This is a genomic window from Lewinellaceae bacterium, assembly GCA_020636105.1.
Taxonomy (GTDB): Bacteria; Bacteroidota; Bacteroidia; order Chitinophagales; family Saprospiraceae; genus BCD1.
In genome coordinates this window covers 778058-802801 of record JACJYL010000002.1, presented here as the reverse complement: position 1 = coordinate 802801, position 24744 = coordinate 778058, and the positions used below count along the sequence as shown (strand labels likewise).

Here is a 24744-nt window from a genome sequence, read left to right as displayed (position 1 = left end):
GGGCAATGAGTAACCGGCAACTCAATATTTATGAAAAAATTACTTCCAATAATTCTAAGTTCGCTCTTGAGCTCGTTACTGGCTGTTTTTTTGTATCGCCAATTTGAAGAACCTCGCGAGGTGATCATCCATGAGGGTGCTTCGGCAAAATACGCCAGCCTGGCAGAGGATCCACTGAATGAAATTCAGCCCAGGACTTTTTTGTCTTCGGCCCCGACTGATTTCACCTCTGCGGCCCGGGCGGTAACGCCCGCGGTGGTCAACATTCAGACGATGAGCGAAGCGGGAGATTTTTGGCACAAAGGTGTGGTCAGTACTTCTACAGGTTCCGGGGTCATCATTTCCAAGGACGGTTATATCGTCACCAACAGCCACGTGGTGGAAGGGAGTTCAGAAATTGAGGTAACTCTCAATGATAACCGTAAGTTCGAGGCTGAAGTCATTGGTGTTGATGCCTCTACCGATCTCGCTCTTTTGCATATTGATGGGAAAAAACTCCCCTTTCTGCCTTTTGGAAATTCAGATTCTTTGCAGGTGGGGGAGTGGGTGATTGCCATTGGTAATCCGTTTAACCTGGAGTCCACGGTTACCGCCGGGATCGTAAGTGCCAAGGGAAGAAGTATCGATATTTTAGAAGGACAAGACAGGATAGAATCTTTTATCCAGACGGATGCGGCGGTGAATCCCGGCAACAGCGGGGGAGCCCTCGTCAATACCAACGGGGAATTGATCGGGATCAATACGGCCATCATCACCCATTCTGGCAGGTATGAAGGGTACTCTTTTGCAGTGCCTGCCAACCTGGTCAGAAAAGTAATTCGCGACATCCGGGATTATGGGGTGGTACAACGGGGAATTTTGGGCGTTTTTATCGCTCCCGTGGATAATCAAATGGCAGATGAGCTCGGGTTACCCGCGGTGGAAGGTGTTTTGGTGGAGCGTGTTAGCAACAACAGCGGTGCCGATGACGCTGGGCTGAAATCCGGCGATGTTATTATTGGGATCAATGGAGTAAAAACCAAAACCATGCCCGAAATGCAGGAACAGGTCGGCCGCTACCGACCCGGAAACAGTATCTCTGTTGAATTCATCCGCGAAGGAAAAATAAAAATGGCAAAGGTGATGCTCAAAAGCAAAACCAATGATACCGGGCTCGTTTCCGCTTCGGAAAGTAAATTATTGAAGGATATCGGCTTTGAGGTGCGCAATCTGACCAAGGACGAAAAACAGAGCCTTAAAGTGGAAGGGGTCAAGGTAGTCAGTATTTACCGGGGCAGCAAGATCATGAGAACCAACATGGACCCGGATTTTATCATTACCAAGGTGAATAGCAAAAAAGTTCAAAACACGGATAAACTCCTGAAGATACTCGAATCAGCCTCCGGGAAAGTCATGCTTGAAGGCGTGTATGAAAATTATCCCGGGGAGTATTATTACGCCTTTTCAATGGATTAATAAAAGGAAACAAGGGCATATGTATCATGGAGTTATTTCCATGTATTCCTGGTCTTCTATTCCTTAAACAATTCCTGGAAAATTTCCTTTCTAAGTTCCGGGTACTCTTTTTTGGCATAATAAAAAACGAGTCCCGATACCACCAGGTAAACTGGTACCAGCCAATACAACCATTTGGTAAATAACATTCCATATAACAACATTACAAAGAGCATGCTCAGTAGATTACTCCAGATATAGGTGTTTCCCTTTGTAGAAATCGTTTTGAGGATGAGTTTGGGTTTTACCATGGACCAATAAAATCCGAAAACGAGACAAATGATGGCCAGGGTTACCCAGGAGACCAGCCCAATGACGAGCCATTCCGATCGAAAGGCAAAATAGACCGCAGATAGTACAAAGTCTAAAAAAAGGGGCAGCCCTATCAATCGCAAATAAAAAAATTGTAATTCCCGGCCCGGCTCAGGCGACTTGTCCAGTGTTAGCCAAAGAGCCCTGTTGTATCCCCAGGTGTTGTTGAAAACGTAATTGAAAATCAAAACAGGGGAGGCAAACAGCCAGAGTAAAAAATCTGAATTAAAAAGGTGATCCCCTGATTTATTAAACAAATAGGTATCCACCCCCAGGATGCCCATCTTAAACATGGCGCCAACGATAAGAGAGGAACGAATTTTTTTATTCTGAAAAAGTAAACTGGTGATGATCCCGCTATTTTTTTTCTGCGGCTGAACCGCTTGTTTTCTTTCAAATGGAAGGAACTCTTCCATGATAATGCCACATCCGTAAATTAATAACATCGTAATAATATCCGACCATACAGGAGATGGCCCGTAAATGGGATGAAAAACCTGCAGGGAAATCATTCCTGTAATGGCTGAAATCAACCCTGCCCAAAACATACCGTTTCGGTTCATCCTGAATTCGATCAATGCCTGGATCATCCTCCTGATGATATTGGCGATGATCAAAATTATGATAAATTTCAGAATATACGGCCAGCCTAGGGCATCATTCGCCATGAAGCAAAATGAAAGAATAAAGGTTATGGTGGGAATGAAGAATACCGAAGCGAAGTCAGCACTTAGTTTGAGATTATACCTTTGTATTTTGGACAATGGGAAAAAAGGCCTGACCCAGGTGCCCAGTTGCTGGTAAGACGGGTAAAAACCTTTCAAAATGGTCGTGAAGAAGAGGAAGCCGGCAAACCCGATCAAAAAATTTTCTTTGGAAGAAAGATCAACTTCTTCCCATTCGTCACTTGAGAATAAATAGCCGAACAAGAGCCCGTATAATACAGAGAAGATCACCCCAAAGACTAAACCAAGGAATCTTCCCAATTGCTTTTTAGGGTTGAACAGGGAGCTTAATCTAAGCCAGAAATTATGTAAAAGAAGCATCGTTCAGGTATTAATGGTCATGTCAAATTTTCTTACTATCTCAGTATCAAAACCAACCAATCCCATCCAGGTTTCTCGTGTCCGGTTTCAAAACTTCTAGCAAGGCACTGTCGATCTCGTTTTTACCTTCGTTGGTGAAGGTTTCCAGGCTCCCTGCAAAAACAATCTCACTATTATCGAGCACGGCAAGGTGTGAAACTACTTTAGCCACATAAGCCAGGTCATGAGAAGACAGGAAAATGGTGCGATGTCCATTTTGGTAAGTCCTGATAAAATCAATGGTCATTTTAGCGGCGACAGGGTCCAGGCCCGAAAAAGGCTCGTCCAGTACCAGCAGATCAGGCGTATGTAAAACCGAGGCCATCAGCCCGACCTTCTTTTTCATTCCAGTGGAAAAGGCCGACAACCGTTTGTTCAGATCCTCAGGGTCGTCAAAAAAATAAGTACTCAGGTCCTTTACTCTAAGTTTCAGGTCTGAACGGGCAATGCCATATAATTTTCCATGAAGCTTAAAATACTGCATGGCCGTCAATTCCTCGATCAACGGATTGTCTTCACTCATCGCCCCGATTCGTCTTTTCAGGTTTTTGGTCAGTTCATTTTGAATGGCTCCATCATAAAGCAGGTGTCCCTCACTAGGCGAACTGAGCTGTAATAACAGGTTCATTAAAGTAGTCTTTCCTGCTCCGTTTTTTCCAAGGATACAATAGGTGTTCCCGGGATTCAGCTCCAGGTTGATATTTTTGAGGACTACTTTTTTATCGAAAGCCTTGCCAATGTTTAGAAAGTTTATCTGCATTTGGGTTCCTTTAATTTTTTAACGAGCTTGAATTAAACGATTGGGATATATGCCTTTTCAAAAGCATTCACCACCGCAAGTAAATCTTCAGGCAGCCTGTTGCGTGTTTCCTGCACTATGCTTTCAGGAATTTTGGTGTAATATGCCTGCGCAATGCCACCGGCCATACAGGCAATGGTATCGCTGTCGCCTCCAAGCGATACGGCTTTCCTGATGGCATCCTCCACATCCTCTGATTCCAGAAAGGCAATGATGGCTTCAGGTACCGACCCCTGGCAACTCACATCAAATTCATAACCAGGACGAATTTCATCGATGGTACGGTATAAATTATAACTGAACTCATTGGTAATAAAATTCCGGATCTCTTTTTTCGTCCTGCCTGTTCTGGCCAGGAAAACAGCGCAGGCAATAGCCTGTGCCCCCTTGATGCCTTCAGGATGATTATGGGTGACGGCTGCACTGCGCTCGGCTTCCATCAGTACATCCCCTAGATTATCATAGGCAAACCCTACAGGACTGACCCGCATAGCCGACCCGTTGCCCCAACTGTTGTAGGGGCCCACAATCTCTCCCGAGAGCCACTTCCTGAAAGACCCTCCATACCCCGCATGAGGATATCGGTTGCCATATTCTTTGATGGTTTCGGCATAATCTTTTTTGTTGAGAATACAATCCGCAACGGCAATGGTCAACACCGTATCATCCGTAAACCTGCAATTTTCTTCAAAGAGGACAAAATCCGTAGTTTTTACATTTTGCCATTCTCTGATGGATCCTACAACGTCACCTGCAATGGCTCCTATCATGATTGATTTGTTTTATCATTTTGAAGGGACGAAAATAGGCATTTATCACTAGGGTTAAATATTTACCTTGGATTTTATACCCGAAACTTTGAACACTCCTCCCCTGTAATAAGTTAAAGTATAAAAATAGGCATTATATTTGTTTTGATGAAAATACTCAACCTTACCCTGCAAAATCTCAATTCGCTGCGTATAAAGCAAAAGATTGATTTTACGGCTGCACCCCTTGCAGATTCAGGATTATTTGCCATCACCGGCGACACAGGCTCAGGAAAAACCACCATCCTGGATGCATTGACCTTAGCACTTTATGGGAGAATCCACCGCAATAAGGATGTTACCGAGGTGATGACTTACGGAGAGACAGAATCCCTTGCAGAAGTTGAGTTTGAGAGCCAAAACGGTATTTACCGGGCTAGCTGGAAAATGTGGCGGGCCCATAAAAAGGAAGATGGAAAATTACAGTCCAAACGGTTCCTGGCAAAATTCGATCCCAAGGAAAATGTTTTTAAATTCATCACTGATAAAGTAAGGGAAGTGGATGAAGGGGTGGAAGAAGCCTCCGGGCTGGATTACGACCGCTTTTGCCGCTCTGTTTTATTGTCGCAGGGAGATTTTGCCGCTTTTCTCAAAGCAGGAGAAAAAGAACGCAGTGATCTGCTGGAACGGATCACGGGGAGGGAAATTTATACCAGATTGTCAAAAGCCGCTTTTGAACGAAATAAACTTGAAAATGAACAACTGGAAAAACTTCACCTCCAGCTGGAGGGGCTGAAAATAATCACGCCTGACCAACTCCGGCAATTGAAAGCTGAATTAAAAGAAAAAAAGGAAATATCCGCGGGGCTGAAAAAAGATCTCGATGTTTTGAGAAAACAACAGCAGCAACAACAACAGTTCCTTGATCTTGAGGGTAAAAAAGAGGAGCGCACCCATGCCCTGGAGGTTTTGAAATCCAAAAGAGCAGCTCATGCCACGGATTTTGAAAGGCTGGCGCAATTTTTTAAAATACGTACCCTTCAGGCTCCTTTATCCAGACTGGATCAGCAAATTGAGCAGCAACGGGAAAATCTTACCGCCATTCAACAGCTAAAGGAAGAACTCCCTGCCTTGAGAGAAGAGAAAAAAAGGATAGGGGAATCATTATTGGACAAGCAAAATGAACTAAAAGAATTAAAACAGGAATATGCCACGCGGAAGCCGTTATTTGACCAGGTGGTCAAGCTGGATCTGGTCATTCTCAGCAAATTGGAGACTTTTGAGCAGCAGGGCAAAGAGCTGGCCGAAAAACAGGCCGAGGTCAATGAACTTAATATCCGGATTGAAAAGGAGGAAGCAGAGCAACAGCGGTTAGCAGAAGAAATTAACCAACTTGAAAAATGGCTTGAGGCCAATGCTGTCAATGAAGCCCTTGCCACGGATCTGGTGAAAATAGAATTGCACAGGGAAGAACTCAGAAAAATTTTCCTGGAAAAGAAAAAAGTGGAATTGTCAAATGACACGCATCGAAAATCGCTGGAGAAAATAACAGGAGAGCTGGAAACCCTGGCACGCCAAAAGGAAAAAGAAACTACGGCTTTTGAACAAATGAAGGCGGCTTTTGAGGCTGCCACCCCTCAAAAGATCGCCAAAAACAGGGAGGAGCTCATTGAACAACACCGGAAAGAGATCGATTCGCTTCAAAACCTGGAAAATGACCTCCGCCAACTTTATCAGATCAATGAGCAATACGAGCAATTGCTCAAAGAATTGTCCAATTGGGAAGAGCAGATCGAAAATCTTCAGCATGAAGAATTCGATGTGTCCAAACAACTGATGACCTCTTCGGAGGTGCTGGAGGAAATGGATAAAAAATTCGAATTCAAACAGCAAATTTACGAACAGCAACAACTGATCGCCAATTACGACAAAGACCGCTCTGGATTGAAAGAAGGTGATCCTTGTCCATTGTGTTTTTCAACAAAACATCCTTTCCGTCAAAAGAAAATCGTGCCTTTTGTCGATGAAGCCAAAGCTGAACTCGATACCGTCCGGCAGCAGCGTGAACTCATTTACGACCACCATAAAAAGCTGATCAACCGGCATAACGATCTGGCCGCTAAAATAGAGCAGCTAAAAGGCACCGAACTGAAAGAAACCGGCGGACATCTGGCCCGGCAACTACAAAAGATAGAAGGATTTGAGGATAAAATGGCGGTGTTTGCCACCACCCTCGATGCTGACCTGTTTTCCATGTCGAGATCGGGCCTGCTTTCCAGGAAACTAGGGGAATTGAAATCAGCGGTGGAAAAAGAAAAGAAAACGCTGGCCACCCTTCAACAAATGGCCAAAGGACTGAATGAGCATGAAAAAGTCGTCTCAGCCATTGAGGCAGCTTTCGTGAAAGTTGAGGCTACTTTGTTGGCCGGACGGCAAACCCTAAGCCATGGGGAAGAACAATTCAACCTGTTGGACGACCGTTATGCGCAGGCCACTTCGGATATCAATAAATTGCTCCGGAAATACGGCGAAATTTTTGAAACCGAAAGTGCCGCCGCGATGTTCGGATCACTCCAAAAACGGAAAGAAGAATACGAAGGGAAACAGTTATTATTCAAACAAACATCAGAGCGTTCAGGGGTTCTGGCGGGAAGCCTGAAAGAAATTAAAGCCCGGCTAAAGGCAACAGAAAAAAACCTGGAAGCCCTGGGGGATAAGGTAGAAAGGTCAGCCGGGTTGTTAAAAGAGGCTCAAATCGAGCGAGAGGAGCTTTTCGGGGAGATGGATCCGGTACTGGAGCGGAGTGCTTTGGAAACGAATATTGAAAAATCTGAAGCCGGGGTACTGGCCCTGCAGGAGGAGTCCCGGAAAAATGCCATTGAGCTGGATACACGGGAAAATCTTTTAACGGAAAAAGAAAAATCCCAAAATATTCTTACCGACCAGATCCAAAAAGCTACGACTGCCCTGGAACAGCAGTTGGCAGAAAAAGGACTGGAAACGATTGATTTATTGCGGGAACAGATGATGGAAGAAAAAGAGGCTGAAGCGATCGAAAACAAAAAGAAGATCCTGGACGAAGAGCAGGCCGCCATCCAACAGACTTTGTTGGACCTGGCAAAAGAACTTGAAACCCTAACCCCTGCTTTGGCCATGATTTCCAACGTCGAAACATTGATGCAGGATACTGCGGTGAAAGAATCAGCCTTTTCATCTATGGAACGTGAATTGGGGGCCATCCACGAAAAAATAAGAGAACATGATGCCCGCAAAGCGGAGTCGAAGGATTTGCTGAAGGCTATAGAACAACAGCAGAAAATTTGCAGCCGATGGGCCGGGCTTAACGAACTGATCGGGCAGGCTGACGGTAAAAAATTCCGGATATTTGCCCAGGGGCTTACCCTCAGGAAGCTGGTCAGCCTGGCCAATGCCCACTTGCGGAGTCTCAATGATCGTTACTACATTTACAAACCCGACGACCAAAACCTAAACCTGGAGATTATCGACACTTTCCAGGCCGACAACCGCAGATCCATGCACACTTTATCAGGCGGGGAAAGCTTTCTCGTTAGCCTGGCGCTGGCGCTGGGGCTTTCAGACCTTGCCGGCAACAAAGCACAGATTAGGTCACTTTTTATTGATGAAGGATTTGGCTCCCTGGACGAGAACAGCCTGGATCTCGCTTTGTCCACCCTCGAAAATTTACGGTCTTCAGGCAAAACCATCGGGTTGATCTCTCATGTGAATACTTTAAAAGAGCGTATTGGCACCCAGATCCAGGTAAAAAAAGCCGGGAATGGGCTGAGCCGCATTCAAATCGTCCGGTAACCTAAATTGAGCCTAACCCACAAAAATCCGACAGGGCATATATTGACTGGATGTGTGTGGTTGCTTTGTCACATATGGCTTTTTGCCCTGCATTCCTCCATGAAACAGTAAAGATTATCGAAAAATTGGACTTGGTTTTAGGTAAAAATCATTACTTTGGACTTCGAAAACAAAGAGACTCTTCAAATACATAAAAAGCATGCAGAAAAAACTCGATTCCATTTTTGGGGATCATCATGGATTAGACGAAAAAAGTGTACAATTCCTGACCTCCGCTTTGGAAAAAAATAACCTTCCCGGCTTTGACTATATAGAATATAAGCAGTCGATCTCGACCCTGTCTAATATGGATATTTCGGAAGAAATGGCTTTTAAATCTGCCTTCGCAACAGCCTCTACGGTAGGATTAACCAAGGAGAAATTGTTAAAAACCGCTGTACATTATAAAAAGGTGCTTGATGCGGAGAAGAAACAATTTGACATGGCGCTGGAGAAACAAATTCAACAGCGGGTAGGTGCTAAAATTGCGGAAGCAGCCAGGCTCAAAAAGCAAATTGAAGCTTATAACGCCAAGATCATCGAACTTCAGGAAAAGATTGAAAGTTCCCAAAAAGTGATTGACAGCGCGGACGCCGATATCCGGGAGGCTAATGAAAAGATTGAAGGCACCAGGGAAAATTTTGAGACGACGCTCAAGAGCCTGATGAATGCAATCGACCAGGATATTGAAAATATCGAAAAATATATTTAATTTTTCTCCTGAATTAAGGGAGTTTAGATACTTTTACATGCTGTTTAATAAGAAAAAAATAAATTATGCCAGAAGCACCTCAATTTGAGAATTCGGGAAAAAATAAGTCTTTTTGGAAACGCCCTGAAGGACTAACCGGATTGATTGTTCTCTCGGGTTTAGTCCTGGGGGGAGGATATTTGATTTTTTCCAACCTGGAATTTTTGGTTGGGCTTTTTGCCAATACGCTTTACCTCGCCGGGTTACTGGTTGTTTTAGGTGCCGTGATCTATATGGTCCTGGATCCTAAGATGAGAAATCTGGTTTGGTATATGTACAAAAGTATCATGCGCTCGGTAACCGGTCTTTTTGTGCAGATCGATCCTATTGGTATTTTGAAATCCTATGTGGAAGACCTCCAGGATAATCTCGTTAAAATGAGAGAGCAGATCGGGAAAATAAAAGGTCAAATGCGTAAACTGACCACCCTAATGCAGGAAAATAACGAGGAAATCGATAAAAACATGAAACTGGCCAGCGCAGCCAAAGCCAAGGGAATCGACAGCCAGGTGGTACTCGCTACCCGGAAGGCTGCCCGGCTCAGAGAAAGCAATGAAAAGTATTCCATTCTGCACAATAAGATGGAAGTGCTGTACAGGATTCTTACCAAAATGCATCAGAATTCTGAAATCCTTGTGGAGGATACCAAAGACCAGGTTCAGTTAAAAGAACAGGAGCGTAAAGCCATCCGTGCTTCACATTCTGCCATGAAATCAGCCATGAGCGTTATCTCTGGTGATCCGGATAAGCGTGCAATGTTCGATTCTGCCATGGAGGCCATCACCGATGATGTAGCCAATAAAGTGGGGGAAATGGAACAATTCATGGAAATGTCCGCCAATTTCATGCAAACGATAGATCTCCAAAATGGTGTTTTTGAAGAAGAAGGGCTGCAGATGCTGGAAAAATGGGAACAGGAAAGTACCCTGCTGCTGATGGGCGATCCTTCCTCCAGAGCTTCAGATACCCTTGACCTGGACAGCCCTAAAGCGCTGAGGGAAACCAAATCAAACGAATCAGGAGGCAATTACGATAATCTCTTTGATTAAAACAGGTTGATTTGCCTTTTTAGGAAGGAAGTTTTATAAATAAAAAAGCGCCGTTTCGGAATTCCGAAACGGCGCTTTTTTATTTAGTTTTTCAAGGCATTAAAACAAGATATTTTATTCATTAATCCTGGTCTGAACTCCAAATGAAAAAGGAGCAACCACCGAAATGGTTACCCCTCACACTATGAAACACTATATCTTAAAATCCCCAAACTTAGGTATTGAGGAAAATGTTATTTTATGAAATAAAAACTGAAATAAATAATTCAACTCTACTGGTCAGAGTTGATTTTTTAAATTGTGAGAATTATTTACGGGCCTTTGTGGTAAAGTTATTAAGTTATTTCCGTTTTTACAAATATTCTTTTTGCAAATGTCTGTTTTTATGGAAATATTGTCAATAGCAAGTACCCCAATTACAGGAATATTTTACCATTCCACCACTCTTGCTCTATAATGGCATTATTTTTTTCGTAAAAACGAATGGCGTCCTTGTTCCAGTCCAACACCTGCCATTTTAACAGTTTGCAGCCTTTCTCACGGCCTTGTCCAAGCACTTGCTCAAAAAGCAGCTGACCTATTCCGAAACTTCGGTAGGCTTCCTCCACCACAAAATCCTCGAGGTACAGCATTTTGCCTTTCCAGGTGGAATAAGTCAGGTAATAGAGTGCCATTCCCCGTATTTCGCCGTCTACTTCTGCAACAAGAGCTTCGAATACCGCGGAATCAAAATCTTCCCGGTATTGCTCAATAGTTGCCGTGAATTCTGCCTCGGCTTCTTCAAAAATAGCCAGTTGCCGAACAAGGTTATGGATGGCCGGGAGATCTTCGCGGACAGCTAGTCGGATTTGTATTGTGTGCATGGTCTGTAATGTTTTGAACGATTCGACCCCCCAAAATAATAAATAAATTGGAAAGACAAACTCTGAGGTTGCCCAATACGGGGTTTGAAGGGCAAAACCAGGATTTGAAGAGGCTCCGGATAAATGCCCTGGTCAAAGGATTAAGGGCTATCGAAATTCCTGTTTTTTTTCAAAAATATTTCAATTCCCGATTTGCCTTCGATTTTTATTTTTGTCATTAATTTTATCCCGCTCCTAAATGCGTTGCTCAATCAGGTGCTGATAACGCTAAACTTAGAATTATTGATCAAATCAAAATGGCTATCAATAAATTGCGATTATCTTTACGGAAAACCCATATTATGAAAGTAAGATATTTATTATTCAGTCTGGTTCTCTTTTTTCTTTCCGGTTGTCAAAACCCTCCTGAAACGGTCTGGGCGGATACGATCATTCTTGGAGGTAATATTTTAACCATGGATGGTCAAAATCCATGGGCACAGGCGGTGGCGGTAAAAAACGGGAAGATCATAGCCGTGGGAACCGATGAGGAGATAGTGAAATTTCAATCAGATTCCACGCAACTGATCCAGCTAAAGGGTGAATTTGTCATGCCCGGCTTTATTGAAGGACACGGCCATTTTTCAAGCCTGGGGGCAAGTTTGATCAATCTCAATTTTTTGAAATCAAAAAACTGGAACGAGATTGTAGCGCAGGTAGCGGAAAAGGTAAAAAATACTCCATCCGGCGACTGGATCATCGGCAGGGGCTGGCACCAGGAAAAATGGAACGAACGCCTGGAAAAGGAGGTTTTAGGGTATCCTTACCACGATCATTTAAGCGAAATTTCTCCTGACAACCCGGTGATGTTGATCCATGCAAGCGGGCATTCCCTTTTTGCCAACGAAAAAGCCATGGAATTGGCCGGAATTAGCCATGAGACGCCGAACCCTATTGGGGGAGAGATCGTTCGTGGCCAGCAGGGGGAAGCGATTGGCGTCTTTGAAGAGACGGCTATGGATCTCATAAAAAGCGCTTACCGGGAATATCTCGATTCCCTGAGTAAAGAAAAAACAGATGCCATTTGGAATAAAGGTATTTCCCTGGCCCAGGAAGAATGCCTAAAAAAAGGGGTCACTTCTTTCCAGGATGCCGGTTCTTCTTATGAAGAGATCGAAAAATACCGGGAGATGGCCGAAAATGGAGCACTTGACCTTCGATTGTGGGCCATGTTGCGTCATTCTTATGATGAAATGAAAGATCACATGGACGGTTTTCCGATCATTGGGGTTGGAGAAGGTTATTTTACTTGTCGGGCCATCAAAACGGAAATCGACGGAGCCCTAGGATCTTATGGCGCCTGGTTGTTGGAAAGCTACCAGGATAAGCCCAATTTCAAAGGACAAAATACCACTCCCGTGGAAGAGGTTGAAAACATTGCAAAACTCGCGATAGATCATAATATGCAGTTGTGCGTACATGCCATTGGTGACCGTGGCAATCGGGAAGTATTAGATATCATGGAGCGTGTTTTTAAAGAAAATCCGGATAAAAAGGACCTTAGATGGCGTATGGAGCATGCACAGCATCTTGACACAACGGACATTCCCCGTTTTAAGGAACTGGGGATGATTGCTTCGATGCAGGGAATTCATTGTACTTCAGATGCTCCTTTTGTTGAAAAAAGGCTGGGTCAGGAACGAGCCCAAAAAGGAGCCTATGCCTGGCGGTCGCTGCTGGATAGCGGTGCTGTTGTCTCCAATGGAACGGATACCCCCGTAGAAGATGTAAACCCGCTGGAGAATTTTTATGCTTCTGTAACCAGAAAGCGTGTGGATACGGGATTTGAATTTTACCCTGAACAGGCACTGACACGGGAAGAAGCTATTTATTCATATACTAAAGCCTGTGCCTATGCGGCTTTTGAAGAAAACGAGAAAGGTTCCTTGGAAAAAGGCAAATGGGCAGATTTGGTGGTTTTGTCCAATGACCTGGTTCATTGTACAGAGGCTGAAATTTTGGAAACACAGGTTTTAATGACCATTGTAGGAGGGCAGATAAAATTTCAAAGATAAATTTTCAAGGCAGTGCTTCAGTTCCTTGGGCAAAATGTTAATTTTGTCGTTTCAATACGTAAAACATGGATGAATTTCTGGATAAAGCCGGGGTTTGGTTGGACAAAGCGATCGAATTTGCCAAAACAATGACCATCGAAGAATGGGGTTATGTTGCCGGAGGATTAATCATTATCATTTTGTTGCGGTGGATCATCAAACGCGCTCGTCGCCCCAAAAAGGTTGCAGCCTCTCAAGGTATTGCCGCCAAAGTTCACGGCCTTCAATTACATACTTTCCAGATCGCTCCCCTGGGTAGAGATGCTTTCCTTAAAATTCAAAATACAGGAGAGGAAGTTACGCTTACCAAACTGGAAATCAATGACCGTTCTAACATTCATGTCAAAAATGCGCTGGCGGGCCATAAGATTGATAAGGGAAAGATTTATGGGGTTCTGCTTGAGGCCATTGGCAATACTAAATTAACGGATGGGTTTAAAGTAAAGTTAACTTTTCTCAATAAAGAAGGTAAGGTGGGCACCGCCGAATTTGTCGCTTTTCAAACGAAAGTGGAGTAAGAGATTCCGAAATCAACAACACAATAACTATGTATTCAGCTGAGCAAAAAGAAATCTTAAAAAGAACAGCCAATATCATCCGTGGTCTCTCCATGGATGGAGTTCAAGCCGCCAATTCCGGGCACCCGGGTTTGCCGATGGGAATGGCTGATGTCGCCACCGTGTTATGGTCAGACTTCCTGAAATTTAATCCCGAAAACCCCGGCTGGTTCAATAGAGACAGGTTTGTTCTTTCGGGGGGACATGGCAGTATGCTGCTTTATAGCCTGTTGCATCTCTATGGTTTTGATTTGCCGTTGGAGGAATTGAAAAATTTCAGACAGTGGGGTAGTAAAACGGCCGGCCATCCTGAATTCCATGAAACCCCGGGGGTGGAAACGACTACCGGCCCGCTGGGACAGGGATTAGGGAATGCCGTAGGAATGGCCCTTGCAGAGTCGTCTCTTGCCGCCAGGTTTAATAGCGATGCTCATAATCTGGTGGATCATTATACTTATGTTTTTGCCGGTGACGGGGACTTGCAGGAAGGGGTATCCCACGAAGCCTGTGCTTTTGCCGGGCATAATAAACTTGGAAAGCTCATCCTGCTTTATGACGATAACGGGATTACCATCGACGGTTCAACGGATCTTTCTTTTTCGGAAGATGTATTAAAAAGATATGAAGCCTACGACTGGCACACACAAAGGATTGACGGCCATGACGTAAACGCCATTCATGCGGCCATCGAATCTGCCCGGATGGTGCCGGATAAACCTTCGATCATTGCATGCAAAACAATCATCGGATTTGGCAGCCCCAACAGGGGAGGTACCTCCAAAGCCCACGGGGAACCCCTTGGCGCAGGTGAGGTGGCTTTGTCTAAAACAAGCCTGGGATTATCACCCGAACAGTTTTTTTATGTTTCGGAAGAGGTAGCTGACTTTACAAGAGGAATCGGTAAAAAAGGCGCTAAGCTTGAATCAGATTGGAACGGATTAAGATCAGCATGGGAAGCGGCCAATACTGATAAAAAAACTGCTTTTAATGCTTGTCTCTCCCTTGAGGTTTCCGAGGAAGCTTTAAATATTCCTGAATTTGAAGCCGGCTCCAGTATGGCTACCCGCGCGGCTTCTGGAAAAATACTTGATCATCTGGCTCCGCGTATTCCTGCATTAATCGGTGGTTCCGCAGACCTTACGCCTTCCAATAAAACAGATCCGAAAGGAGAAACTTCATACAGTCCACAGAACAGAACCGGGCGTTATATCCACTACGGTGTGCGTGAACACGGTATGGGAGCCATCATGAACGGAATGCAACTGCATGGAGGCGTGATCAATTACGGGGCAACTTTCTTCGTCTTTACCGATTATATGCGTCCACCAATGCGCCTTGCCGCTCTGATGGGTATTCCGGTTATTTATGTGATGACCCACGATAGTATCGGACTCGGCGAAGACGGACCTACTCACCAGCCGATCGAGCATCTTTCTTCCCTGAGGGTGATGCCCAATATGTCAGTCATTCGTCCGATGGATGCCAATGAAACGGCTGAAGCATGGAAAATGGCCCTGTTGCGCAAAGATGGCCCAACCACCCTGGTGTTGACCAGGCAAAACCTCAAGACAATAGATCGCAGTTCAGGACAATATGCCAGCGTAGATAATACCCGTAAAGGGGGCTATGTGCTGACGGAAGACGCAGGCTTTGACAGTATCATCATTTCTGCAGGTTCTGAAGTGGAAATTGCGCTTTCAGCAAAAGAAAAACTCAATGCAGAAGGCAAAAAGGTTAGAATTGTTTCCATGCCGTCCACCGATGTATTTGATGCTCAAAGTGAAGCCTACAAAGCTTCTGTGTTGCCCGTTTCGGTAACCAACCGGGTGGCCATTGAGGCCGGTGCCAGGATGTCATGGTACAAATATGTTGGTACGGCTGGTAAGGTTATCGGTCTGGATCACTTCGGTGCCTCTGCCCCTTACGAAATTCTTTACGAAAAATTCGGCATTACCGCGGAAGCTGTGGTAGCAGAGGTAAAAAAAGGTTAAAGATTAAAGGCTAAAGACTAAAGGCTAAAGATTAAAGTTTCCTTTGGGGAACGCCTGAAATATAACATGAATCATCCCGAATTTTATCTGATTAGCTGAAATTCGGGATTTTTATTTCACAAAAAGAAATAAACCGAAAAACCTGCCTTCCGTTGCGGCAGCAGGCCAGGTTTTACATTTAAAAAATACTTCAAATAATCATATAATTTCCGCCCCTACCTATCAGTATTCAATTTCACTGCGTTCAATTTTACTCCATTTGAACCTGGAAGATTGAACCGTCCCTTTTTTGATTTTTTAGTCGACACTTTTGACTGTGTACATGACCTGCGTGCGAAGAGGTCACTATCAGCCACTAATCCAAATACGCCTCCAGATATTCCTGAAATCTCTTCATCAGCTTTTGGGTAACCTCCCCCGGCTTTCCGTCGCCAACGATCTTTCCGTCCAGTTTGGTGACTGGAAGGATGGATTTGGTGGAACTGCTCAGGAACATTTCTTTGGCATTGCGCATTTCTTCCAGGGTCACTTCTCTTTCTTCGGTTTTAACAATGTCGGGGGCTATTTTCAGGGTAATTTTGCGGGTGACGCCCCAGAGTATTTTATCTTTTGGGGTGACCAAAACCCCGTCCTGGTTCACGATAAAAAAATTGGAGCGATCGGATTCCCGGATATGGGTTCCGTCGTGGTAAAGAACGGCATCCGCCTCGTGTTCAGCCATCAAAGGAGCTATCCTGATGCCGGTGAGGTAATTGATCGTTTTGGCTTCGGGGATTTCCCTTTGGTACTCGTAGGTCAAAACATGGGAGCCATTCTTTAGGATTTTTTCCGGCACCACAGGGAAAGGCTGGGACATTAAGAACAGGTTAGGGTTCACCGGAGAAAAGGCATCAGGAGCATACCCCCCGGTGAGTTGAAGGCGAACACTGAATTTATCGAGGCCGTTTTTTTCAATAAGTTCATCGATCATGTCGCTAATTTCTTCAGCCGAATAAGGAACCTGCATGTTCATGATTCTGGCGGATCGGAAAAATCGTTCCAGGTGATCTTCCAGAAAGATGACTTTGCCTCGTTTTATCCGAAAATAATCGAAGATGCCAAACCCACGCAATATAGCAAGGTCTGAGATGTGAAGCTTGGCCTCGTCGGTAGGAACAAGCGCTCCATTAATCATGTGATATTTTATGTCCATATCCAAATACTGGTATCGTTTGATAATGTAAAATAACGAGTCAAATATAGAACAAACCTTTTTCCGGTTATGATTATTCTTTTAAAATTGTTAGTTATAAAAAACCCTTATTCCTTTGAAAATTTGAGCAAAGCAAAATAATTACAAAATTTTACTACTTTTATCCCTTGTATAAGATTCAACGAATTCCGTTTCAACCGGAATTATTTATTTTTATTCATCTACTGCCGTGAATTCCTACCTTTTATTCGCCTGGCTGGTATTGGCCGGGGAGGTATGGTTGGTAAACAAAAAATAACAGCAATGGACACATTAATGAGCATCCTGCGTGGAACAATTGGCATGATCTTTTTCCTGGGCGTATGTTACCTTTTAAGTAGTGACCGAAAAAATATTAAATGGAAAGTGGTGTGGGTAGGAACCTCCATGCAAATTGTGCTGGCTTTTGCTATTTTAAAGATTCCTGTTGTAAGAATGGTTTTTGATGGCATTGCCCGTTTTTTTGTAGTGGTACTTGATTTTACCAATGCGGGAGCTGAATTTGTTCTTGGAAAATGGCCGGCAGTGGCACAGGTGACCAATGGAATAACGGGAGATCCCTTTACCATAGGGTACGTTTTTATCTTTAAAGTCTTGCCAACCATCATATTCTTTTCTGCCTTGACGTCTTTGTTGTATTACCTGGGCATATTGCAACTTATTATCAAAGGCTTTGCCTGGGTGATGACACGCCTGATGGGGCTCACCGGCGCGGAGAGCCTTGCCGCTGCCGCGAATGTGTTTATCGGGCAAACGGAGGCCCCTCTAGTGATAAAACCCTATCTGGAAGGCATGTCGCGCTCCGAAATACTGTGTCTGATGACAGGAGGGATGGCTACCATTGCCGGGAGTGTATTTGCGGCTTATGTAGGTTTTCTGGGAGGGGATGATCCTGTGGCCAAGCAGATGTTCGCCACTCACCTTCTTACAGCCTCCATCATTTCCGCTCCGGCAGCCATTGTGGCGGCCAAAATGCTGTTGCCGGAAAGTAAAAAAGTGGCCCTGGAAGATCAGAAACTCGATATTCCACGCCAGGATGCCGGAAATAATATACTGGATGCCATCTCAAGAGGTACTTCGGATGGGGTCAGGCTGGCCGCTAATGTTGGGGCTATGTTACTCGTTTTTATTGCATTTGTAGCTTTAGTCAATTATCTTCTTCAGGACATGGTTGGCGCATGGACAGGTTTAAATGGCTGGGTGGCAGAAATTACCTCCGGCCAGTACCAGGGGTTTAACCTCGAATTCATTCTGGGAGTCCTTTTTGCGCCAGTGGCCTGGCTGATAGGCGTGGAAAGTTCCGATTTGATGGTGGTTGGCCAATTGCTGGGAACCAAAACGACAATCAATGAATTTGTGGCTTATGCCAATCTAGAAGGGCTTAAAACGGCCATGAGCCCTAAATCGCTCATCATTACCACTTATGCGCTTTGTGGGTTTGCCAATTTTGGTTCCATAGGCATACAAATTGGAGGCATAAGTGCCATTGCCCCGGGACAACGGCAAAACCTTACCGAACTGGGGGTTAAAGCTTTGGTCGGGGGAACCATTGCCTGTTTCCTGACGGCCACTGTGGCAGGGATGCTGGTTTAATGGGTTTACTGGTTCAGGCTTTTAATTTAATACGGGTAACGGCTAATCGGATTAATGCTCGTAATGGATACTTTCGTCTATCTTTCCACGGAAAATTCGGTGTACGAAAGTAAAATAAATGATGACCAATACGACAGCCACCAGCCACCAGACAATGGCAACACTCAGTCCGTAATGGGTGGAACCTGAGTTGTAAATGGTCAGGGCTTCATTGATTGAATTGGTCGATGGGAGTAATTTAGGGAACAAACCGACGGCATTACTCGCCAGGCCCGACATAATAAAAATGGCCGAACTCATAAAAGCCTTACCGTGGGCTTTCTTTTTGTTGTAATAAAAAATGCCTGCCAGCCCTGCCAGTCCGGCTATCGGAAACAAAAACAAAACAGGATATTTGGCGTAATTTTCAAATATGTAATTTTTTATCAGGAAAACTTCAATCAGGGAAAGTACCAATAGCGGAATTAATGCGAACAGCAATTTTGGTACAATTTTTTGTAATTTAATATTTAAATCTCCATCGGTTTTGTAAAGAATCCAGTTAGCCCCATGGATGGTTAACGTCAGCGCGGCTATAAACCCTATAGAGATGGTGAACCAGTCTAATACGCCGGGATCCTGGTGTAAAGGGGAAAATTGATGGTTCCACAGCGGCAGGAAAAAGTTGTGTGGTTCGTATTTTGAAATACCTCCAGCGACGCCACCAAGGTTCGCGCCGCGGATAACATTGCCCATGGCCGTACCAAAAAATAATGCCAGGAGCAGGCTGGACATACCGAAGACTTTGTCCCAAAGGGTATGCCACATTTGATGCGACAATAAATTGCGCAACTCCATTCCTATTCCCCTCAGGATCAACAGCCACAATACGATGATCAGCGACAGGTAAAAACCACTGAAAGAAGCAGCATAATATTTTGGGAAAGCCATGAACAAAACGCCTCCGCCTGCGATGAGCCAAACCTCATTGGCGTCCCAGAAAGGACCGATGGCCCGGATGGCTTGCTGTTTTTCTTTTTCGGTTTTGGCGACAAACAGATGTATGATTCCGGCACCAAAATCAAATCCGTCCAAAATGACGAACATCGACAACATGAAAACCAATAATATAAACCAGAGCTCAATCATTTTTTAAATTTTTAATGGGCTTTCAATCTTACTTTACTTTCAGGTCCCTGGTAAATCACTTTGCCAACAAGCAGCAGGAACAATAGTCCGAGCAGGAAATACAGGGCTATAAATCCGAGTAATGTAAATAAAGCATTACCGGACGATACGGTTTCTGAGGCACCATCAGCCATTTTCAATAAACCGTACACCAGCCATGGTTGCCGGCCCAATTCAGCTGTATACCAACCCGCAATATTGGCAATGTATGGAAAGGGAATCATGAACATTAAAATCCACATGATCCATCGTTTTGGGAACAGTGTTTTGCGCCACCAAAAGAAAGCCACCAGTAATAATAACCCGATGAAAATGGTGCCCAGACCTACCATGATGTGGTAGGAATAATAAAGCCCGGGAATATTTGTGGGCCATTCTTCCTTAGGGAAATCATTCAACCCTTTCACTTCTGCATCCCAACGCTTATAAGTCAGCATACTCAACACATTGGGAACCTGAATGGCATTATCCATTTTTTGTTCTTTCATATTGGGTTGGCCGATGAGTACCATGGGGGCTCCTGATTCACTGTCAAATAATCCTTCCATGCCGGCAAGGGTAATCGGTTGATACTTTGTGACGTTTTTGGCGATCCAGTCTCCAAATGGAAAGGCGACCAAAAGAGCGGCTGCTAAGCCGAAGGCTACCCCTGTTTTGACGAAAAGTTTACCAAAATCTTTGTGGTTTTCTGCCAGCAAATAAAATGCTCCGGTTCCTGACACAACAAAAGAAGCCGTTACAAGTGATGCTGCCTGGTTGTGCAAAAAAGAAGGGATCAGCCAGGGATTGGAAAAGAGAGCCGAAAAGTTTTTTAGGACAAACTCTCCGTTGGCCAAAATCTCGTGACCTACAGGATGCTGCATCCATGAATGGGTGGCAATGATGAGGAAACCGCTTAACCATGAGCCGAGGAAAATCATAAAAGCGGCAAGAAAATGTAATTTTCGACCCAATAACTTTTCCCCAAAAAGAAATAATCCCAGGAAAGTAGATTCCATAAAAAAGGAAAACATGCCCTCCATGGCCAAAGTCTGTCCGATAATATTTCCTGTTAATTCCGAAAACCGCCCCCAATTGGTTCCAAATTGGAATTCCATGGGAATCCCTGTCACCACTCCCATGACAAAATTTACCGCAAAAATCTTAGCCCAAAACTTTGAAGCATGGTTGTACGTTTCGTTTTCAGTCCTGATGAATTTCCATTTGAACCATACAATGATTAGAGCCAGGCCCATCGTGAGCTGTGGAAATAAATAGTGAAAAGTAATGGTAAATGCAAATTGTAAACGATCGTAAAGAATCGCGTCTTCCATGTTGGGCTTGTTTTTTTGATGGCAATGGTTATTAAAACCTTCTTAAAAGAAAGGAAAAATAACTTGATCCAAAGTTAGGCCAAAAATAATATGACCGATTCTTTATTAATGTATTATTCATCACAAATAAGATGAATAAACGGCAAAAAGGAGAATAGTTCTATCTTAGCGGTAAAATTAAACAACATGAAATTGAGTATAAAATCCATTATTTCTGAATCCATTACCGCCAAACAAAAGGTGTTGGCTGATGAAGGATTAATGGAGGTCATTGAAGAGGTGGTAAAGAAGTGTATCATTACTTTCGAGCAAAAAGGCAAGATTCTTTTTTGCGGAAATGGTGGCAGCGCCGCCGATGCACAACATTTAGCGGGGGAGTTGTCGGGCAGATTTTTTATCGATCGCGAGCCATTGTTTGCAGAGGCTTTGCATGTCAATACGTCCTTTTTGACGGCAATGGCCAACGATTACAGTTTTGAGGAAGCTTACGCCCGCATGGTAAGAGCGGCCGGCCGGCCCGGGGATATTCTATTTGCCTTGTCCACTTCCGGTAATTCGGAGAATATTATCAGGACGGCAGCCGACGCACAGAAAATCGGGATGATTGTCGTTGGCATGACGGGAGAAACCGGCGGAAAACTCAAAGAAAATTGCGATTTTTTGATCAATATCCCTTCCTTGGTCACACCTCGTATCCAGGAATGCCACATTATGGTGGGACATATCATTTGTGAATTGGTGGAGAAAAAGCTTTTTGGATGATACTGAGATAGTTTGATTTCACTTTAGCCTTCAGTCTTTAGCCTTTAATCTTTTTTCAGGCATTGCCAATCTCAATCTCCCCAATACTTTGCCTGAAATCTTTTTTCAAAAGTAATTGCAAATTGACCAGGAGAATCTGTCCCATGGTTTCACAGAAGTCGAACTGGTCGGTTTTGTGGTGATAAGCCATTTCAGAGCGAAGTTGTTCCACTTTTTCAGTAGAGGAAATATGATCCATCGCCATCACATTGAGCAGTGCCCTGACACGTTTTTGTGAATTTTTTATCCTGAAGGCGATAAGACTGCGTTCTTCCAGTTGGTATTGGCGTACCGTTTCCGGGGACATATGTTTAATCCCCAGGAAAATGATGGGATTGTTTTCTTTGAAGAACTGCGGCAAATAAAAGCTCTTTCGTCCTTCATAACTTTGCTGGTCAAAATCTATGGCCCGCAGGCGGTATTGGTTGCCATCGATGTCGGGGGTTATATCAACCACATAATTGTATGATCGCATATCCCCCAGCAGTCGGACAAAACAACGTTCATTGAATTTGATGAATTCTTTGGCAATACGGATTTGGTTGAATTCTGAAGTGTCCAGATTGTGTTTGATAAAATCATCTCCCGGGATGCCCGACACGTGTTCTTCGATCATGGTATCTTTATAAACCAGATATCCCATGTAGTTTGGAGACAACAAATTCTCAAGCTCAAGCCCGTAAATCCTGGAGGCATCTGCTTTTTTTACATAAAAGTGGTCGTAATTATCATTGAGCTTATTGACGATGCGCACACGGAAGGGATGTGTATTGCCAAAGGTGCAAAAATCAATCCTGGCAACAGATAAGAGTTCCTGCACTCTAATATCTCCATCGGTTTTAAGAAAAGCATAAATTTCGGTAAGTGCCCGGTTCAAATCCGACATATCTGATTCCGGATAATAAACCGTTTCCCACAAGGTATCGTTTCCATCAGCATCGAGCAGAGGCAAAGAACTCATGTAACGGGCAAGATCCTGATATTCAACGGGCAATTTTAAATACCGGTTGTGCCGTTTGAGATAGGCCATAAGGTCATCGTTTACCTTAAAACCGATTTTCTTTTTCGAAGGAATGTCGCCTGTCATACTTGTTACTGGTTACTTGTTGCTGGTTACTGGCTAATGGGTTAACGAGCAACCAGTAACCAGCAACCAGCAAAGAGATTATCCATTCATCAGGTAATATACCCCTATTCCGGCAAAATACCCCATGAGAGCAAGTAAAGATATGCGCTTTAAATACCAGATGAAATCAATTTTCAAAATACCCATTACGGCAACTCCGGCGGCTGAACCAATGATGAGTACACTACCTCCGGTTCCTGCACAATAAGCCAGCAGTTCCCAAAACTTGTGATCCGTAGGATAGGTGGAAAAGTCGTACATTCCCATCGCTCCTGCAACGAGCGGTACGTTATCGACCACAGCCGACAGTAATCCAATCAAAATATTGATGATATAAATGTTTCCAAAGGCCTTGTCCATGGCCATAGATAGTTGCTGAAGGTGGCCTGCCGTTTGAAGGCCGGCAACCGCCAGAAGTATTCCCAGGAAGAACAACACACTGGGTACGTCAACTTCCCGCAGGGTGCCAACTACCGTAAGGTGATGATAATGTTCCTCGTTTTTTGAACGGTGGATGATTTCCGTGACGAGCCACAACACACCAACCCCAAGCAAAATGCCCATAAAGGGCTGCAGATGGGTAAGGGTTTTGAAGACAGGAACAAATAGCAACATTCCTACGCCAAGGAAAAAGATCAGGTTTCGTTCCCAGTTGGCAACAGGCGAGGAGTCCTTATTTTCATCTTCGTCCGGCCGGGTCACATCTCCTTTGTAAGTAAAAGTGATGATAAGCAGGGGCACCAAAATGGCTGCTATACTTGGAAGGAAAACCACCTTGACCACATTGCCTGCTGTAATCTGTTTTCCAATCCACAACATGATGGTAGTGACGTCACCAATAGGCGACCAGGCTCCCCCCGCATTCGCGGCAATGATAATCATTCCGGCAAAGAACCAAAGGTCATGTTTGTCTTTGATTAGTTTTTTCAAAACAGCCGCCATCACAATGGAAGTGGTCAGGTTATCGAGGGCTGCGGAAAAAAAGAAGGTGATCAGCGAGAGAATCCACATTAATTTGACCTTGTTGGTCGTCTTTATCTTGTCGGTGACCACGCTGAATCCCTGGTGGGCATCGATGAGTTCGACGATGGTCATCGCTCCTAAAAGAAAAAAGAGGATGCTTCCAATCTCACTTAGATGATGGAGCAGATTCTCGTCAATCACATGAGTCAGGTCTTCGGAGCCGTGGCTTCCTCCTCCTAAAATGGTTTCTTTCCCAATAACCAGTGCTGTCCATACCAAAACCCCGGTAAGCAGGGCAGAAGCAGACTTGTTAATTTTTATTGGATGTTCTAACGCGATGGCTGTATAACCGATCACGAAGATTATTATCATTAATAGATACATAGCAGTTGATATTTTGCGCTAAAATTGATGTTTTATTGGTATTAAATAGTTCAAAAATCAGAAGGGCGAATATAGATATATTAAGAACAATATTGGCCAACTAAAGGCAAATTTTATCAACTCTTCTTTGGTGACGTCCGCCCTCAAATGCAGTGGATATGAAAATTTGAACCATTTGTAAGCTAGTGGCCTCACTGACAAACCTGACCGGAATGGCCAACACATTGGCATCGTTGTGTTGTCGGGCGAGAGAAGCGATTTCGTTTTTCCAGCATAACGCGGCTCTTATGCCCTGGTGTTTATTGGCTGTCATGGCTGCTCCGTTTCCACTGCCACACATGATGACCCCGAGATCCACCTCGCCAGCCTCGACTTTTTCAGCAACAGGATGAATGAAATCAGGATAATCGACGGAATCAGCAGAGTTCGTTCCGAAATCGGTTACTTCAATGCCCAGGGATTCCAAAAAGGTTTTTACAGCATCTTTATGTGGAAATCCTGCGTGGTCGCAACCGATGGCTATTTTTTTGACTAGCATAGTATTTATTTTGAGGCA

19 protein-coding genes are annotated in these 24744 nt (G+C 44.2%); 9 read left to right on the top strand and 10 right to left on the bottom strand.

Annotated features, from left to right (window positions below; genetic code table 11):
• Positions 1 to 30 precede the first annotated feature (30 nt).
• Positions 31 to 1455 (top strand): Do family serine endopeptidase, encoded by a 1425-nt coding sequence (locus tag H6571_20365; protein ID MCB9326105.1) that lies wholly within the window; start codon positions 31 to 33, stop codon positions 1453 to 1455.
• 56 nt (positions 1456 to 1511) lie between these two features.
• Here the strand turns inward: H6571_20365 and H6571_20360 are convergent, their stop codons facing one another.
• From H6571_20360 to H6571_20350, 3 genes are read right to left on the bottom strand one after another with little or no spacing between them, the layout of a single operon-like run.
• Positions 1512 to 2852, bottom strand: a complete 1341-nt coding sequence (locus H6571_20360) for a hypothetical protein (protein MCB9326104.1) — start codon at positions 2850 to 2852, stop codon at positions 1512 to 1514.
• A gap of 46 nt (positions 2853 to 2898) precedes the next feature.
• Positions 2899 to 3651 carry an ABC transporter ATP-binding protein gene (locus H6571_20355; GenBank protein ID MCB9326103.1) on the bottom strand — a complete coding sequence of 251 codons (753 nt, stop codon included), beginning with the start codon at positions 3649 to 3651 and terminating at the stop codon, positions 2899 to 2901.
• A gap of 32 nt (positions 3652 to 3683) precedes the next feature.
• The gene (locus H6571_20350; GenBank protein ID MCB9326102.1) at positions 3684 to 4460 is read right to left on the bottom strand and encodes an ADP-ribosylglycohydrolase family protein; all 777 of its coding nucleotides are present in this window, start codon (positions 4458 to 4460) and stop codon (positions 3684 to 3686) included.
• A gap of 147 nt (positions 4461 to 4607) precedes the next feature.
• Between H6571_20350 and H6571_20345 the strand changes: the two genes are divergently transcribed.
• The 3 genes from H6571_20345 to H6571_20335 all read left to right on the top strand — a co-directional run bounded on the left by H6571_20345 (position 4608) and on the right by H6571_20335 (position 10106).
• Positions 4608 to 8267 (top strand): AAA family ATPase, encoded by a 3660-nt coding sequence (locus H6571_20345; GenBank protein ID MCB9326101.1) that lies wholly within the window; start codon positions 4608 to 4610, stop codon positions 8265 to 8267.
• 199 nt (positions 8268 to 8466) lie between these two features.
• Positions 8467 to 9018 carry a hypothetical protein gene (locus H6571_20340; protein ID MCB9326100.1) on the top strand — a complete coding sequence of 184 codons (552 nt, stop codon included), beginning with the start codon at positions 8467 to 8469 and terminating at the stop codon, positions 9016 to 9018.
• A 65-nt stretch (positions 9019 to 9083) separates the two neighbouring features.
• Complete coding sequence (locus tag H6571_20335; protein ID MCB9326099.1) at positions 9084 to 10106, top strand: hypothetical protein; 1023 nt, start codon at positions 9084 to 9086, stop codon at positions 10104 to 10106.
• Between the two features lie 416 nt (positions 10107 to 10522).
• Here H6571_20335 and H6571_20330 read toward each other — a convergent pair whose 3' ends face one another.
• Positions 10523 to 10969, bottom strand: coding sequence for a GNAT family N-acetyltransferase (locus H6571_20330; GenBank protein MCB9326098.1), 447 nt, complete (start codon positions 10967 to 10969; stop codon positions 10523 to 10525).
• A gap of 341 nt (positions 10970 to 11310) precedes the next feature.
• Between H6571_20330 and H6571_20325 the strand changes: the two genes are divergently transcribed.
• From H6571_20325 to tkt, 3 genes are all read left to right on the top strand, one after another.
• Complete coding sequence (locus tag H6571_20325) at positions 11311 to 13023, top strand: amidohydrolase (GenBank protein ID MCB9326097.1); 1713 nt, start codon at positions 11311 to 11313, stop codon at positions 13021 to 13023.
• A gap of 65 nt (positions 13024 to 13088) precedes the next feature.
• Complete coding sequence (locus tag H6571_20320) at positions 13089 to 13580, top strand: hypothetical protein (protein MCB9326096.1); 492 nt, start codon at positions 13089 to 13091, stop codon at positions 13578 to 13580.
• Between the two features lie 29 nt (positions 13581 to 13609).
• On the top strand, positions 13610 to 15610 hold the full coding sequence (gene tkt / locus H6571_20315; protein MCB9326095.1) for a transketolase: 2001 nt from the start codon (positions 13610 to 13612) through the stop codon (positions 15608 to 15610).
• 355 nt (positions 15611 to 15965) lie between these two features.
• Here tkt and H6571_20310 read toward each other — a convergent pair whose 3' ends face one another.
• Positions 15966 to 16784: an aminotransferase class IV gene (locus tag H6571_20310; protein ID MCB9326094.1), complete on the bottom strand. Its 819-nt coding sequence runs from the start codon at positions 16782 to 16784 to the stop codon at positions 15966 to 15968.
• Positions 16785 to 17105: 321 nt separating this feature from the next.
• On the opposite strand from H6571_20310, the gene H6571_20305 reads away from it, so the two are divergent.
• The gene (locus H6571_20305) at positions 17106 to 18434 is read left to right on the top strand and encodes a Na+ dependent nucleoside transporter (protein MCB9326093.1); all 1329 of its coding nucleotides are present in this window, start codon (positions 17106 to 17108) and stop codon (positions 18432 to 18434) included.
• A gap of 51 nt (positions 18435 to 18485) precedes the next feature.
• Here H6571_20305 and cydB read toward each other — a convergent pair whose 3' ends face one another.
• Together cydB and H6571_20295 are read right to left on the bottom strand one after the other, a co-directional pair.
• Positions 18486 to 19562 carry a cytochrome d ubiquinol oxidase subunit II gene (cydB, locus tag H6571_20300; protein MCB9326092.1) on the bottom strand — a complete coding sequence of 359 codons (1077 nt, stop codon included), beginning with the start codon at positions 19560 to 19562 and terminating at the stop codon, positions 18486 to 18488.
• An 11-nt stretch (positions 19563 to 19573) separates the two neighbouring features.
• On the bottom strand, positions 19574 to 20914 hold the full coding sequence (locus tag H6571_20295; GenBank protein MCB9326091.1) for a cytochrome ubiquinol oxidase subunit I: 1341 nt from the start codon (positions 20912 to 20914) through the stop codon (positions 19574 to 19576).
• 186 nt (positions 20915 to 21100) lie between these two features.
• On the opposite strand from H6571_20295, the gene H6571_20290 reads away from it, so the two are divergent.
• Positions 21101 to 21676, top strand: a complete 576-nt coding sequence (locus H6571_20290) for an SIS domain-containing protein (GenBank protein MCB9326090.1) — start codon at positions 21101 to 21103, stop codon at positions 21674 to 21676.
• Positions 21677 to 21731: 55 nt separating this feature from the next.
• Here H6571_20290 and H6571_20285 read toward each other — a convergent pair whose 3' ends face one another.
• The 3 genes from H6571_20285 to rpiB form a co-directional block, all read right to left on the bottom strand.
• The gene (locus tag H6571_20285) at positions 21732 to 22802 is read right to left on the bottom strand and encodes a hypothetical protein (protein MCB9326089.1); all 1071 of its coding nucleotides are present in this window, start codon (positions 22800 to 22802) and stop codon (positions 21732 to 21734) included.
• A gap of 78 nt (positions 22803 to 22880) precedes the next feature.
• Positions 22881 to 24188: a sodium:proton antiporter NhaD gene (gene nhaD / locus H6571_20280; protein MCB9326088.1), complete on the bottom strand. Its 1308-nt coding sequence runs from the start codon at positions 24186 to 24188 to the stop codon at positions 22881 to 22883.
• Positions 24189 to 24288: 100 nt separating this feature from the next.
• Entirely contained in the window at positions 24289 to 24726 is a 438-nt protein-coding gene (gene rpiB, locus H6571_20275) for a ribose 5-phosphate isomerase B (GenBank protein ID MCB9326087.1), read from the bottom strand.
• Between the last annotated feature and the right edge of the window lie 18 nt (positions 24727 to 24744).

Bases quoted from the DNA above. Each gene is read 5' to 3' on its own strand.
- H6571_20365 (MCB9326105.1), top strand. From the start codon at position 31: ATGAAAAAATTACTTCCAATAATTCTAAGTTCGCTCTTGAGCTCGTTA.
- H6571_20360 (MCB9326104.1), bottom strand. From the start codon at position 2,852: ATGCTTCTTTTACATAATTTCTGGCTTAGATTAAGCTCCCTGTTCAAC.
- H6571_20355 (MCB9326103.1), bottom strand. From the start codon at position 3,651: ATGCAGATAAACTTTCTAAACATTGGCAAGGCTTTCGATAAAAAAGTA.
- H6571_20350 (MCB9326102.1), bottom strand. From the start codon at position 4,460: ATGATAGGAGCCATTGCAGGTGACGTTGTAGGATCCATCAGAGAATGG.
- H6571_20345 (MCB9326101.1), top strand. From the start codon at position 4,608: ATGAAAATACTCAACCTTACCCTGCAAAATCTCAATTCGCTGCGTATA.
- H6571_20340 (MCB9326100.1), top strand. From the start codon at position 8,467: ATGCAGAAAAAACTCGATTCCATTTTTGGGGATCATCATGGATTAGAC.
- H6571_20335 (MCB9326099.1), top strand. From the start codon at position 9,084: ATGCCAGAAGCACCTCAATTTGAGAATTCGGGAAAAAATAAGTCTTTT.
- H6571_20330 (MCB9326098.1), bottom strand. From the start codon at position 10,969: ATGCACACAATACAAATCCGACTAGCTGTCCGCGAAGATCTCCCGGCC.
- H6571_20325 (MCB9326097.1), top strand. From the start codon at position 11,311: ATGAAAGTAAGATATTTATTATTCAGTCTGGTTCTCTTTTTTCTTTCC.
- H6571_20320 (MCB9326096.1), top strand. From the start codon at position 13,089: ATGGATGAATTTCTGGATAAAGCCGGGGTTTGGTTGGACAAAGCGATC.
- tkt (MCB9326095.1), top strand. From the start codon at position 13,610: ATGTATTCAGCTGAGCAAAAAGAAATCTTAAAAAGAACAGCCAATATC.
- H6571_20310 (MCB9326094.1), bottom strand. From the start codon at position 16,784: ATGATTAATGGAGCGCTTGTTCCTACCGACGAGGCCAAGCTTCACATC.
- H6571_20305 (MCB9326093.1), top strand. From the start codon at position 17,106: ATGGACACATTAATGAGCATCCTGCGTGGAACAATTGGCATGATCTTT.
- cydB (MCB9326092.1), bottom strand. From the start codon at position 19,562: ATGATTGAGCTCTGGTTTATATTATTGGTTTTCATGTTGTCGATGTTC.
- H6571_20295 (MCB9326091.1), bottom strand. From the start codon at position 20,914: ATGGAAGACGCGATTCTTTACGATCGTTTACAATTTGCATTTACCATT.
- H6571_20290 (MCB9326090.1), top strand. From the start codon at position 21,101: ATGAAATTGAGTATAAAATCCATTATTTCTGAATCCATTACCGCCAAA.
- H6571_20285 (MCB9326089.1), bottom strand. From the start codon at position 22,802: ATGACAGGCGACATTCCTTCGAAAAAGAAAATCGGTTTTAAGGTAAAC.
- nhaD (MCB9326088.1), bottom strand. From the start codon at position 24,188: ATGTATCTATTAATGATAATAATCTTCGTGATCGGTTATACAGCCATC.
- rpiB (MCB9326087.1), bottom strand. From the start codon at position 24,726: ATGCTAGTCAAAAAAATAGCCATCGGTTGCGACCACGCAGGATTTCCA.